At 54.1% G+C, this 14,001-nt stretch carries 12 protein-coding genes and 1 riboswitch; of the genes, 3 read left to right on the top strand and 9 right to left on the bottom strand.

Translation table 11 applies throughout. The annotated features are described in order from the left end of the window. Nucleotides 1–138: 138 nt before the first annotated feature. Nucleotides 139–990, bottom strand: coding sequence for a glutamate racemase (gene murI / locus ACR6JA_RS19030; protein ID WP_213716115.1), 852 nt, complete (start codon nt 988–990; stop codon nt 139–141). Continuing rightward, complete coding sequence (btuB, locus tag ACR6JA_RS19035) at nt 935–2,782, bottom strand: TonB-dependent vitamin B12 receptor BtuB (protein WP_494494315.1); 1,848 nt, start codon at nt 2,780–2,782, stop codon at nt 935–937. The genes murI and btuB overlap by 56 nt, the downstream gene beginning before the upstream one ends. 69 nt (nt 2,783–2,851) lie before the next feature. Next, nucleotides 2,852–3,039, bottom strand: a riboswitch (cobalamin riboswitch). Between the two features lie 124 nt (nt 3,040–3,163). Here btuB and trmA point away from each other — a divergent pair. Beyond that, nucleotides 3,164–4,264, top strand: coding sequence for a tRNA (uridine(54)-C5)-methyltransferase TrmA (trmA, locus tag ACR6JA_RS19040; protein WP_494494280.1), 1,101 nt, complete (start codon nt 3,164–3,166; stop codon nt 4,262–4,264). 40 nt (nt 4,265–4,304) lie between these two features. Here trmA and ACR6JA_RS19045 read toward each other — a convergent pair whose 3' ends face one another. Beyond that, on the bottom strand, nt 4,305–4,661 hold the full coding sequence (locus tag ACR6JA_RS19045) for a YijD family membrane protein (protein WP_213716117.1): 357 nt from the start codon (nt 4,659–4,661) through the stop codon (nt 4,305–4,307). A gap of 11 nt (nt 4,662–4,672) precedes the next feature. Further along, nucleotides 4,673–5,314, bottom strand: coding sequence for an HTH-type transcriptional repressor FabR (fabR, locus tag ACR6JA_RS19050; RefSeq protein ID WP_039289193.1), 642 nt, complete (start codon nt 5,312–5,314; stop codon nt 4,673–4,675). A gap of 196 nt (nt 5,315–5,510) precedes the next feature. Here fabR and sthA point away from each other — a divergent pair, with 196 nt between their 5' ends. After that, nucleotides 5,511–6,911: a Si-specific NAD(P)(+) transhydrogenase gene (gene sthA, locus ACR6JA_RS19055; protein WP_008457573.1), complete on the top strand. Its 1,401-nt coding sequence runs from the start codon at nt 5,511–5,513 to the stop codon at nt 6,909–6,911. Here the strand turns inward: sthA and oxyR are convergent. The 5 genes from oxyR to argC form a co-directional block, all read right to left on the bottom strand. Next, the gene (gene oxyR / locus ACR6JA_RS19060; RefSeq protein ID WP_008457571.1) at nt 6,894–7,811 is read right to left on the bottom strand and encodes a DNA-binding transcriptional regulator OxyR; all 918 of its coding nucleotides are present in this window, start codon (nt 7,809–7,811) and stop codon (nt 6,894–6,896) included. The genes sthA and oxyR overlap by 18 nt on opposite strands. A gap of 242 nt (nt 7,812–8,053) precedes the next feature. Continuing rightward, nucleotides 8,054–9,427 (bottom strand): argininosuccinate lyase, encoded by a 1,374-nt coding sequence (gene argH, locus ACR6JA_RS19065; protein ID WP_494494281.1) that lies wholly within the window; start codon nt 9,425–9,427, stop codon nt 8,054–8,056. A gap of 78 nt (nt 9,428–9,505) precedes the next feature. Continuing rightward, nucleotides 9,506–10,723: an argininosuccinate synthase gene (locus ACR6JA_RS19070; RefSeq protein WP_494494282.1), complete on the bottom strand. Its 1,218-nt coding sequence runs from the start codon at nt 10,721–10,723 to the stop codon at nt 9,506–9,508. Between the two features lie 30 nt (nt 10,724–10,753). After that, nucleotides 10,754–11,530, bottom strand: a complete 777-nt coding sequence (argB, locus tag ACR6JA_RS19075) for an acetylglutamate kinase (protein WP_156107012.1) — start codon at nt 11,528–11,530, stop codon at nt 10,754–10,756. Nucleotides 11,531–11,546: 16 nt separating this feature from the next. Continuing rightward, a complete protein-coding gene (gene argC, locus ACR6JA_RS19080) occupies nt 11,547–12,551 on the bottom strand; it encodes an N-acetyl-gamma-glutamyl-phosphate reductase (RefSeq protein ID WP_494494283.1) in 1,005 nt (334 codons plus the stop codon). Nucleotides 12,552–12,737: 186 nt separating this feature from the next. On the opposite strand from argC, the gene argE reads away from it, so the two are divergent. Next, the gene (argE, locus tag ACR6JA_RS19085; RefSeq protein WP_034808745.1) at nt 12,738–13,889 is read left to right on the top strand and encodes an acetylornithine deacetylase; all 1,152 of its coding nucleotides are present in this window, start codon (nt 12,738–12,740) and stop codon (nt 13,887–13,889) included. Nucleotides 13,890–14,001: the final 112 nt, after the last annotated feature.

The following is a 14,001-nucleotide window of genomic DNA, read 5'->3' on the forward strand; positions in this document are numbered from 1 at the left end:
ACTGACTACCGGGTTGTGAAGCCGCTTTCGAAGCCGCTTCGCCGTGTCAGTGGAGGCGCATTATAGGGAGTTCTCAGAGCCTGACAACCCCTAATTTGAAAAAAACTTTCAAGCGTCGTTTTTTTACTCAAAACGGCACTAAAGTGCCAGTTTTTCGAGCCTTTCAAAGCCGTAACGTTGTAAAACGGGCATTAATTGCGCAGTTTCAGGTGTGAACGCCATACAATAGGCAATATTCGGATCTGAAGACGCCGCTTCAGGCGCTTCATGTTCCAGTAACCAAACGGTACGCCTTGCAATCGCGGCACCGGAATCAATCAGCCTCGTCCCCTCAGGTAACACTTCCAACAGTTCTTCCTGTAATAAAGGGAAATGCGTGCAGCCTAATACAACGGTATCCGGCGGCTCCGACATCCGTAACCACGGCCGCAGGATTTTACGCAGCTCGTCCAGCGGTACAGGCTCACCATGAAGCTTCGCCTCCGCCAGCTCCACCAGTTCGGCAGAACCCAGCATCTCAATTTTGCATTCGGTAGCAAATCGGGAGATAAGCTCGTGTGTATAAGGACGCTTGACCGTGCCGCGTGTTGCCAACAAACCCACAACCCCATTTGTCGTCAAACGCGCAGCCGGTTTAATAGCAGGCACAACGCCAACAACAGGGAAGTCGAACTTTTCGCGTAAAGCAGGGAGGGAAACAGTGCTTGCGGTATTACAGGCAATAACAGCGAGGGCTAAAGGATAATGCTGCTGGACAGCAGTCACTATTGAGACCACCCGGTCGACGATAAACTCTTCGCTCTTTTCGCCGTATGGAAACGCCACGTTATCGAAGGCGTAGATGTAATGAAGATCCGGCAGAAGCTGCCGAATCTCATTGTAGACGGACAGCCCACCAACGCCGGAGTCAAAAACCAGCACGGTGGGATGTGCATCAGAAGGTGTAGCTGCCAGACAAGTAGTATTCCCGTCCTGCAGTATGGTAGCCATAAACCGTCTCGTAATCTTTATCGAACAGGTTAGCTATTCTACCACGAACGGTCAGCTGTGACGTGACTGGATACGACAAGGCAACATCCCACAGGCTGACACCGCCCATTTTCACGGTTTGATAGGTATTGAAATCGGTGTCGTAGCGTGAGCCCAGGTAATGATAAGTTACGCTCCAGTCCAGATCGTAGAGCGCCCAGTCAAGCTGGTACTTCACCTGTTGCTTAGCGCGACGCACCAACGGTGCATCGGTCAGGCCATTGCGAGCGTCAACATAGTCATAGCTAACGCTGTGCTGCACGGGTCCGGTATCAAAGGAAGCCGTCCCTTCAATGCCTTTGATATTGGCCTTGCCTACGTTGTAATAGCTATTCGTCCCGCTGTTGAAGTCGATCAGGTTATCAACAAGGTTGCGGTAACCCGAAACGCGCCAGGTCACGCCGGAAGTTAACCCTTCAAATGCTCCCTCCCACTGACGGCTTTCTTCTGGGTTCAGGTCTCTGTTCCCGTAGAAGCCAAACAGCTGCCCCTGGTTTGGCGCCTTAAACGCCGTACCGTAGGAGGCAATAAAGCGATACCCCTCAACAAACTCCCATGCCGCACTACTCTGCCAGGTGCCGTGATTACCGAACTCTGAGTTGTTATCGTTACGCGCGGCGCCTTCAAAGGTGAAATCACCCAGCTTTTGCAGCGCTGTCAGATAGACGCCGGTATTACGCTGGTCGTAGCCGTCAGTTACGTAGTTAGTACCCGGTTCAGTGCTTTGCTTCTGCCAGTCAACGCCCGCCCCTACATTTCCTGCGCCGAGATCAACAGAGTTAGTCCACTGCAGGTTGTACTGCTTGATTTCATCCAGGGTAGCGCTTGAGTCGTAGCGACCGAGGCGCGGATCGAAATTGTAATCTTTGCTGTGGCCGTAGCTGGAAATCAGCTGTGAGTGGAAGATATCGTTATTAAAGCGCAGTCCCGCGTCCCATGTCTGACTGTAGAGCTGACGGGTGTCCACCAGTTGGTTTGGCGTAAAGCTGCTATAGAAGCCGTCATAGGACGTACGGTTATCGTAGCCGTAGCCACGCACAAAACCGCTCCATTGCTCAGAAAAGCTGTGCTCAAGCGCTCCGTAAAGAGATTTACTCATAAAGCCGTCGCGATCGGGCTGACGCAGGCCGCCGGTATTACCCTCAGCCACGACGTCAAAACCTTTGGTGTACTCATAGTTGCCAGCCAGAGTCACGCGAGTGCTATCCCCCAGCTTTTGCTGCGTGCTGGCGTCATAGTTCTGGTAGCCGTTTGAGCCCACTCCCGCCGTCAGCGTTGTGCCGTCTTTATCTCGGGTGGTAATAATGTTGATGACACCGCCGATAGCATCAGAGCCATAGACAGCTGAACGAGGCCCACGGATGTACTCTACGCGCTGAACAAGAGATACTGGGATCTGGCTGAGGTCGGAAGAGCCAGTCACACCGGCCTGATTAAGGCGGATGCCGTCAATCAGCACCAGCACATGGCTGGAATTAGTCCCGCGAATGAACACTGAGGAGAGCTGACCAAGGCCACCATTTTGCGCAATATCTACCCCCGGCAGACGGCGCATCACGTCAGTCAGAGATTTTGACTGCCAGCGATCGATATCTTCACGCGTGACCACCGAAGTCGGCGCCAGAACACTACTTACCGGTTGCTGAAAACGGTTCGCAGTGACCACCAGAGTGTTGTCGGTATTGCTGTCCTGCGCCCAAACTGAAAAAGCCGTTGCGGACAGAGCCGTCAACAGCGAAACCTTCTTTATCATCATTTATATAAGCATCCACTTTCTAATAGGATGCCGCAGATATGGCAAATAGCACGCGATAGCCATATCACTTGCGACGTCGTTCCGGCAGGTCTTCGGGCTTGGGGGCTTAATTAAGATGAGGACTTCCCGCTTATATAAGAAAGCAGTGTCTGCATAATGCGTTCATCTTGCCGTTCCTTACCGCTGCGCGTCAGCCCCAGAATCACACTGGGTTCCCTTTTAACTATCAGGAGGCCGGAAAAGCCATGCTACCGTTAGGCTTATACGGATGTCCAGACTTCCGGCTGAACTTCTTAACGCGATCGGGCTGGACATCCCGGGTCGAATCCCTACAATCGCCGCGTAGTTTGTATTCATTGACCGACTGGATGGCTAGCCATGACCCCTGAACACCTCCCGACAGATCAGTACGACGCGCAACTGGCGGAAAAAGTCACTCGCCTCGAAGGCATGATGGCGCCTTTTGCCGCACCGGCCCCGGAGGTATTCCGCTCACCGGTAAGTCACTACCGCATGCGAGCTGAGTTCCGCATCTGGCATGAAGGTGATGACCTGTATCACATCATGTTCGATCAGCAGACTAAAAGCCGTATCCGGGTCAACAGCTTCCCGGCAGCCAGCGAGCTTATTAACGCCCTGATGCCAGCTATGCTGGATGGCGTCCGCGATATTCCAGCCCTGCGCCACAAGCTGTTCCAGATTGACTACCTGACTACCCTGAGCAATCAGGCCGTGGTGTCTTTGCTCTACCACCGCAAGCTGGATGATGAATGGCAGCAGCATGCCGAGGCGCTGCGCGACAGCCTGCGCGCCCGCGGCTTTAACGTGCATTTGATTGGCCGTGCAACAAAAACCAAGATTGAGCTGGACCAGGATTTTATCGACGAACGCCTGCCGGTTGCCGGTAAAGAGATGATTTACCGCCAGGTTGAGAACAGCTTCACTCAGCCAAACGCGGCCATGAATATTCAGATGCTGGAATGGGCGCTGAGCGCGACAGAAAATTCAAACGGCGACCTGCTGGAGCTCTACTGCGGGAACGGCAACTTCTCGCTGGCTCTGGCCCGCAACTTTGACCGCGTGCTGGCGACCGAAATCGCTAAACCGTCCGTGGCTGCGGCGCAGTACAACATCGCAGCCAACAATATTGATAACGTGCAGATTATCCGCATGGCGGCGGAAGAGTTTACCCAAGCGATGAACGGCGTAAGGGAGTTTAACCGCCTGCAGGGAATCGATCTCAAAAGCTATCAGTGCGAAACCATTTTTGTCGATCCACCGCGCAGCGGCCTGGATGCTGACACGGTAAAAATGGTGCAGGCCTACCCGCACATCCTTTATATCTCCTGCAATCCACAGACGCTGTGCGAGAACCTGGAAACATTATCCCAGACTCACAACATCACCCGTCTGGCGCTGTTTGACCAGTTCCCGTACACGCATCACATGGAATGCGGCGTACTGCTCACGCGCAAATAGAAAAAGGACGCCTCGGCGTCCTTTTTGCTATTTATCGGGCTTACTCAGCCGCTTCTGATTTGCGGGAGCGAACTTTAAACAAAATCCAGAACAGCACAACCACCGACAGAATCGAAGGGATAAAGTTAGAGCCAATCGCCGGGTATTCAACGCGAACCACTGAACTATAAAGCAGCACGCCTAACACAAAACAGGCTGCAGCAAGGCTCGGTAACCCAACCGGCATCGTACGGTTCTGATAGCGCTGATGCAGGCAACAAACCGCCAGCACCAGAGCAATAATAGGAAATATCGAGAACGGAACAACCGAGCTGAACAGCGCGGCAAAAGAACCGTTAATCGACAGACCAGCGATAAACGCCAGCGCCAGCGTACCTCTATCTTGTAACTGTTTCATTGCTCGTTCCTTCACTCTTCGGATAAATGAGCCAGTGCCATTTTTTCTTGTTCCCGGCGATACCAGTAGTAAGCCCCTTTCGAGATCATACGTAGCTGCAACACCAGTCGCTCTTCGAGCTGACGACGCTGTTCAATATCAACGTCCAGCGCTTCGGCACCTGCACTAAAAACAATCGTGACCATCGCTTCCGCCTGCGCTTCGGTGAAGCTGCGAGGCATGCGATTTTCGAGTTCTAAATAGTCGGCAAGTTCCGCAATGAAGTGCTGAATTTCACGGGCAACCGCGGCACGAAACGCCGCAGACGTGCCTGAACGTTCACGCAACAACAGGCGGAAAGCGTTAGGGTTATTGCCGATAAACTCCATGAACGTTGACACTGAAGTACGGATCACGCTGCCGCCTTTGGCGATGCGCTGCCTCGCCTGCCGCATTAACTGCCGCAGCATCAGGCCACTTTCGTCTACCATTGTAAGACCGAGTTCATCAACATCGCGGAAATGGCGATAAAATGACGTTGGCGCAATACCGGCTTCGCGGGCAACTTCACGCAGGCTCAGGCTGGCAAAGCTTCTTTCGGCGCTTAGCTGGCTAAATGCTGCCTCGACTAAAGAACGCCTGGTTCTCTCTTTTTGTTGCGCTCTTACACCCATCATATTGCCTGAATCCTTCAAACAGAGCTGGAACTATATCAGAGAATCAAGCTACCGCTTTTATAGTGTATTGTGAATGATTGTTTACGGAACATTGACCTGCCCAGGCGGGAAAAAGCACAACGAGAATTGGGGAAATTCCTGGTTGATGTTACCATCGTGTTGCCTTTATGTATAAAAACAGGTAAGCCTTACCATGCCACAAACCTACGATTATGACGCAATAGTGATTGGTTCCGGTCCCGGAGGCGAAGGTGCCGCCATGGGGCTGGTGAAACAAGGAGCCAGGGTAGCGGTGATTGAGCGCTACCACAATGTCGGCGGCGGTTGCACCCATTGGGGCACCATCCCTTCGAAAGCCCTCCGCCACGCCGTCAGCCGCATTATTGAATTCAATCAAAACCCGTTATACAGCGACCACACTCACCTTCTCCGCTCCTCTTTTGCCGACATCCTGAACCACGCTGACAGCGTGATTAACCAGCAAACCCGTATGCGCCAGGGCTTTTACGAGCGTAACCGCTGCGAGATGCTGCAGGGCGATGCGCACTTTGTGGATGAGCACACTGTCGAGCTTCTGTGCCACGATGGGTCGGTCGAAACTTACACCGCCGAGAAGTTTGTCATTGCCTGCGGTTCTCGCCCTTACCGCCCACCAGAAGTTGATTTTACCCACCCACGTATTTACGACAGCGACTCAATTCTCAGCCTGCATCACGAACCGCGCCATGTGATCATCTATGGTGCCGGGGTGATCGGCTGTGAGTACGCATCGATCTTCCGCGGGATGAACGTCAAAGTTGATCTGATCAACACTCGCGATCGCCTGCTGGCTTTCCTCGATCAGGAAATGTCGGATTCACTTTCCTATCACTTCTGGAACAGCGGCGTGGTTATTCGCCACAACGAAGAGTTTGAGAAGATTGAAGGCGTGGACGACGGTGTGATTGTTTCTCTGAAGTCCGGCAAAAAAGTGAAGGCGGATTGCCTGCTTTACGCCAACGGACGTACCGGGAATACAGATTCACTGGCGCTGGAAAATATCGGGCTCGAAGCCGACAGCCGTGGACTCATCAAGGTCAACAGCATGTACCAGACCGCGCTGCCGCATATTTACGCGGTGGGTGACGTGATCGGTTATCCAAGCCTGGCTTCAGCTGCCTACGATCAAGGCCGTATCGCCGCTCAGGCGCTGGTGAAAGGGGAAGCCACGGGGCATCTGATCGAAGATATACCGACCGGCATCTACACCATTCCAGAAATCAGCTCCGTGGGCAAAACGGAACAACAGCTAACCTCGATGAAAGTACCTTACGAAGTGGGCCGGGCGCAGTTTAAACATCTCGCGCGGGCGCAAATCGTGGGTATGAACGTTGGGACGCTGAAAATTCTGTTCCACCGTGAGACGAAAGAGATTCTGGGGATCCACTGCTTTGGCGAGCGCGCGGCCGAAATCATTCACATCGGCCAGGCGATTATGGAGCAGAAAGGTGGCGGTAACACCATTGAGTACTTCGTTAACACCACCTTTAACTACCCAACAATGGCGGAAGCCTATCGGGTAGCGGCGCTTAACGGCTTAAATCGCCTGTTTTAGCGCTGAGTCGAAATGGCCATCCATCTGCGTGCGGATGGCCTCTGCCAGCTGCTCATAGCGGCTGCGCAGCGGTGATCCCGGACGATAAACCAGGCCGACGGTACGACGCGGTTCTGGTTTATAACACGGCAGATAAACTACGCCGTCTCGCTGGCGTTCATGCGGCACAGCCAGGGCTGGCAAAAGCGTGATGCCACTTCCTGCAGCCACCATGTTACGCAGCGTCTCTAAGCTTGTTGCCCGGAAATGGGTATCTTCATCCGCACCCGCTTCAAAGCAAAAGCCCATAGCCTGATCGCGCAGGCAGTGCCCGTCTTCCAGCATCAGCAGCTTTTCACCGGCCAGATCGGACATCGGCACACGGTCGCGGTTTGCCCACGGGTGATCCTGATAAACCGCCAGCACCATCGGCTCATCAAACAGCGGCACCTCGATAAACGCTTCGCTCTCTTTTACCAGCGCCAGAATGGCACAGTCCAGCTTGCCGCTGTCGAGCTGTGCCAGCAGCTGATGGGTCTGGGCTTCATGCAGATACATTTCCAGCTTAGGGAAAGTCTGATGCAGCATAGGAATAATTTGCGGCAGCAGGTAAGGCCCCACGGTTGGGATCAGGCCAATATGCAGCGGGCCGGACATCGCTTCGCCCTGCTGGCTTGCCATCTCTTTCAGTACTTTGACTTCACGCAGCACCGTCCGCGCCTGATCCACCAGCAGCAACCCCGCCTGGGTGAACAGCACTTTACGGCTAGTACGCTCCAGCAGCATAACGCCCAGCTCATCTTCCAGCTTGCGAATCTGGCCGCTCAGGGTCGGCTGGCTAACGTGACAGGCATCCGCTGCCCGACGAAAATGGCGGTGCTCGGCCAGCGCCACCAGGTATTCAAGATCTCGAATATTCATTCTCTATCCTCCTGCGCCACGATAGTTCATGGCGATAGATAGCATAGCAACGAACGATTATCCCTATCAAGCAATGTTGGTGAATAATAGCCAGCAACAGCAAGGCGCATCGCTCTGACTTACCCCAGAACGACGCGCGGCTGCAGAGACTCTCTGTTCTCTGAACCTGACGAATTATTAAAGCCAACGTGAACTTTTAGCGGACAGTATGTCCGCTTTTTTTTGTTCAAATTTCGAGGGGATTAGACCAGGCGCTGTTTCGCGTCAGCGATAGCCTGAGCAACCTGCTTAGGTGAAACACCGCCTTTCGCGGCGCGCTTGTCGAGGCAGGATTGCAACGACAGAATCGGATAAACGTCGTCGCCAATAACCGCGCTGAATTTCTGCAGGTCGGCCAGGGTTAAGGCTTCCAGCGCTTTACCTTGTTTAATCGCTTCGACGACAGCCTCGCCGACAATGTGGTGAGCTTCACGGAACGGCACGCCTTTAGCAACAAGGTAATCCGCCAGCTCGGTGGCGTTGGCATAGCCTTGCTCAGCGGCTTCCTGGCAGCGAGGACGTTTAACCTGAATGCCGTCCAGCACCAGCACTGACATATGCAGACAATCAAGCCAGGTATCGAGGGCGTCGAACAGGCCTTCTTTGTCTTCCTGCATATCTTTGTTATACGCCAGCGGCAGGCCTTTGAGGGTCATCATCATACCAGTCAGGGCACCCTGCACTCGGCCGCACTTGCCGCGGATCAGCTCCAGCGCATCCGGGTTTTTCTTCTGCGGCATCAGGGAAGAACCAGAAGTCACGCGATCGGACAGCTCAACAAAACCGGCTTCCCCGGTGTTGAAGAAGATCAGATCTTCTGCAAAACGGGACAGGTGAACCATGCCGATAGAAGCGTTGGACAGCAGTTCCAGCACATGATCGCGGTCAGAAACGCTGTCGAGGCTATTGCGGGTCGCGGAAGCAAAACCTAACCAGCCGGCAAGCTGTTCGCGGTCAATTTCATAGGCGGTGCCTGCGAGCGCGCCGCTGCCCAGTGGGCTGACGTCCAGGCGCTGCAGAGTGCTTTGCAAACGGCTTTCATCGCGCGCCAGCATCTCAACGTACGCCAGGCACCAGTGAGCAAAAGTGACCGGCTGCGCGCGCTGCAGGTGTGTATAACCCGGCATCACCGCATCCTGATTGGCTTCGGCTGTTTCAATTAATGCTTGCTGTACCTGGCGGGTGGCAACCAGCAGCTCGCTGATTTGCATTTTGCACCACAGCTTCAGGTCGGTGGCGACCTGATCGTTGCGGCTACGGCCAGTGTGGAGTTTTTTACCCAGCGCACCGACTTTATCGATCAGCTTGCCTTCCACCCAGCTGTGAATATCTTCCGCGTCGCTTTCCAGAATAGCCTGCGGGTTAACCTGCACTTCTTCCAGCAAGACTTTCAGGGCCTGCTCAAGCTGCTGTTGCTCAGCTTCAGTCAGCACGCCCACGGTGACCAACGCTTTGGACCAGGCGACAGAACCTACGATGTCTTGCTCAGCCAGGCGATAGTCAAAGCGTAAAGAGTCATTGAATTGCTTAAACCGTTGATCGGCTGCCTGAGTAAAACGCCCACCCCAAAGTGCCATAGTCATGCTCCATTCATCATATTGATATTCGTTTGCCCCTCACGCATTCCCGGCCTGGGAACACGTGAGGGTAAAAAATTACTTCTTAAGTTCGTTCAGCGCACGGATACGGGAAGAGAGCGAGAACAGACGGATAAAGCCGCCCGCGTGGCTGTGATCGTAAACTTCATCTTCGCCAAAGGTCGCAAACTCTTCGCTGTAGAGGCTGTTCGGGGATTTTTTCTGAATCGCCGTCACCTGGCCTTTATACAGCTGCAGCACAACTTCGCCGTTTACTTCTTCTGCCAGCGACTCGGCAGATGCCTGCAGAGATTTACGCAGAGGTGCAAACCAGCGGCCATCGTACACGACGTAGGACATTTCGAGACCCAACTGCTCACGCCATTTGAAAGAGTCACGATCCAGCACCAGCTGCTCAACGCCACGCAGAGCAGCCATCATAATGGTGCCCCCTGGGGTTTCATAGCAACCACGAGACTTAATACCCACCAGACGGTTTTCAACGATGTCGATACGGCCAATACCGTGCTTGGCCCCGATAGCGTTCAGGGTTTCCAGACACTTGAATGGGCTCATCGCTTCGCCGTTCACGGCCACAACCTTGCCCTGCTTAACGGTCACAGTGACCTGTTCAGCCCGATCCGGCGCTTCCTGCGGGTCAACGGTCCACACCCAGCAGTCTTTGTTCGGGGCATTCCAAGGGCTTTCCAGCACGCCGCCTTCGGTAGAAATGTGCCAGGCGTTTTCGTCACGGCTGTAGATTTTTTCCAGTGAGGCAGTCGTCGGGATATCACGCTCTTTCAGGTAATCGAGCAGCGCTTCACGGGAACGCAGGTTCCACTCACGCCACGGGGCAACAACCTTCAGATGCGGAGCCAGCGCGGCCCAGGTAGATTCAAAACGCACCTGGTCGTTACCTTTACCGGTCGCACCGTGGCACAGCGCATCTGCACCCACTTTATTCGCCACATCCACCAGCGCTTTAGCGATCAGCGGACGCGCCATAGAAGTGCCGAGCAGATAGCTGCCTTCATACAGCGCCCCGGTCTGCAGCACAGGGTAAACATAGTCGCTGATAAACTCTTCACGCGCATCGACCACGTAGCACTCAGACGCCCCGGAGCGCAGCGCTTTCTGCTCAACGCCTTTCAGATCTTCACGATCCTGACCGATATCCACCACGCAGGCGACCACTTCGCAGCCGCCGTAGTTCTCTTTCAGCCATGGAATGATGGCTGAAGTGTCGAGGCCGCCAGAGTATGCGAGAACGATTTTTTTGATGCCGTGATTTTGCATTGTCTTGTCCTTGTTAAAACTATTCTTTGTCTATGCCAGAATCCGGGTGCCGATAGCCACACCGTTGAATAAAGAGGGTAGCTGATCCGCGTGGCGCCATGAGGCAATATCCACCGGGCGCCCCAGGGTACGGGCCGCATCCAGCGCCGCGTTCACTTTCACAATCATGCCGTCGGTAATAATGCCTTGCTCAATCAGCTGTTCGGCTTTGGCCGCCGTCATCTCAGCGATGCGCTGACCTTTACCGTCCAGGATACCGCTCACGTCGGACAACAGAATCAAATCCGCGCCGAGCGTTGCGGCCAGCGCCGTTGCCGCCTGATCCGCATTGACGTTCATCAGTTCGCCTTCAGTGGTCACACCGATGGAGCTAACAATCGGCAGGAAGCCGTTTTCCAGCAGCGTATTAATCAGTTTTGGCGAACCCGGTTTAGCCAGACCGACGTGACCAAGCGCTTCGTCAAGCTGAGTCACCGTAACGCTATCCCCGTCACCGAGGCTCAAGCCAACGCCGTTAATGCCATGCTTCTTCGCCCAGGCCAGCAGCGTCTTGTTGGCTGTGCCTGCCAGCGCACCGGTAATAATGTCAATCTGGTCGGCAGGCGTCACACGCAGGCCATTTTTCTTTTGTACCGGCAGTGCCAGCTTCTTCATCAGCTCATCCACCAGGCAACCGCCGCCGTGAACAATCACCAGCGGACGCTGATGGGACTGGCGATAGTTCACCAGCGCAGTAAACAGACGCTCTAACGCCTCTTCGCTATCCAGCAGCACGCCGCCCAATTTGATAATTAAAGGATTCATCATTTCACCCGACCGACGGTTAAATAAGGGACTGCGTTTCGGCGAAGCCAAAACGAATATTAAGACACTGTACTGCCTGCGCCGCGGCACCTTTCAGCAGGTTATCCTCGGTGGCAACAACAATCAGGTGCTCATCCTGCACGGCAAAGCCGATGTCGCAGAACGGCAGGCCAACCACATTTTTCAGCGCCGGAACGCCTTTTTCGTACAGGCGAACCAGCGGCTTGTCGCCGTAAGCCTGGGTAAACGTCTCCGCGATCTGTTGCTGCGTAACGCCAGCTTTCAGGCGACAGGTAATCGTCGCCAAAATGCCACGCGGGAAATTGCCGAGGTGCGGAGTGAAAATTACCGACGCGCCAAGATGGGTAGCGATTTCTGGTTGATGGCGATGATTAAACACACCGTAAGGCTGCAGGCTAACTTCGCAGAAGCTGTTGGAAATCGCGGCCTTGCGCCCGGCACCGCTAACGCCGCTGGTGGCGTTGATCACCGGCCACTGGTTCAAATCCAGCAGATCGGCATCGATCAGCGGCTTCAGCGCCAGCTGAGACGCCGTCGGATAGCAGCCCGGCACGGCAATTAAATTGCTCTCTCTGAGCGCCGCGCCCTGCCATTCGGCCAGGCCATAAACCGCTTTTTCCAACAACTCAGGATGCTTATGGGTAAAACCGTAATAACGTTCATAGAACGCCGGGTCGTTAACGCGGAACGCGCCTGAAAGATCGATCACCACGCAGCCTGCCGCCAGGAACTGCGGAGCCAGATCGTGGCTGACTTCGTGGGCGGTGGCGAGGAACACCACATCCACACCCTCGCTGAACTCGCTGATGTCGGACATCGCCTGCAGCGGCAGATCAACAATGCCCTTTAACTGTGGATGCAAATCAGATATCAATTTTCCTGCATCTGAACTTTGCGCTGAAACCGTCAAAGCGGTTATGTTCATATCAGGATGGCGATTCAAATAGCTTACAAGCTCTGCGCCTGCATAACCGCTTGCACCCACAATCAGCGTATTCAACATCTGGGTCGTTCACCTTGTCTTTTCGGTCTGCTCAGAGTGCCAGCCTGACGCTTTCACCCACGTCCGTTAGCGTGGTTTTTTATTCACCGGAACGCTTAACTGTTCCTTTACGCTCAACGTTATTGTATTTTTATTCACAATTAATGCATGAATATTGATACTATCCTAACCTAAGGCCTGTCAACAGTGAAGATGAAATTACCGCCTTTTATCGAGATCTACCGCGCCCTGATCGCGACACCTTCCATCAGCGCCACCGACAGCGCGCTGGATCAAAGCAATGAGTCTTTAATCAATTTACTGGCGGGCTGGTTCCGCGACCTCGGTTTTAACGTCGAAATTCAGCCTGTGCCAGGCACTCGCAATAAATTCAATATGCTGGCGAGCAGCGGCCAGGGCGCTGGCGGCCTGTTACTGGCAGGGCACACCGATACTGTGCCGTTCGACGATGGCCGCTGGACGCGGGACCCATTTACCCTGACCGAGCACGACAACAAGCTTTACGGCCTGGGTACCGCCGACATGAAAGGGTTCTTCGCGTTCATTCTGGATGCACTGCGCGACGTGGATGTGACAACCCTGAAAAAGCCGCTCTACATATTGGCCACCGCCGATGAAGAGACCACCATGGCAGGTGCACGCTATTTCGCTGAAACAACCTCGCTTCGCCCGGACTGTGCGATCATCGGTGAACCGACATCGCTACAGCCGGTACGTGCGCACAAAGGACACTTGTCTAACGCCATTCGTATTCTGGGGCAGTCCGGCCACTCGAGCGATCCCGCACGCGGCGTCAACGCCATTGAACTGATGCATGATGCCATCGGCCACATTCTCACGCTGCGCAATACCCTAAAAGATCGCTATCACCATGACGCCTTCACCGTGCCGTATCCAACCCTCAACTTAGGGCACATTAACGGCGGCGACGCGGCAAACCGCATTTGTGCATGTTGCGAACTTCACATGGACATTCGCCCGCTGCCGGGTATGACATTAAACGATCTGAACGGTTTACTGACTGAAGCATTAGAACCGGTAAGCCAGCGCTGGCCTGGCCGCCTGACGGTCTCTGAACTTCATCCGCCGATTCCAGGCTACGAATGCCCGCCGGACCACCAGCTCGTGCAGGTAGTTGAGAAACTGCTCGGCGCGCAAACGGAAGTGGTGAACTACTGCACCGAAGCACCGTTTATCCAGACCGTATGCCCAACGCTTGTGCTTGGTCCTGGCTCCATCAACCAGGCTCACCAGCCGGATGAATACATCGATACCCGCTTCATCAAACCAACCCGGGAGTTAATTACCCAGGTAGTGCATCATTTTTGTTGGCATTGATTAATCGCGGTGAAAGGGGGTTTTACCCCCTTTTTAATCTGGAATAATCGCTATTCTTATAAGAAATGCTTATGAGCGAAGTTGGTAATTAAATTTCATAAATTCGCGTCAT

It is taken from the genome of Cedecea sp. B1(4) (assembly GCF_059414925.1).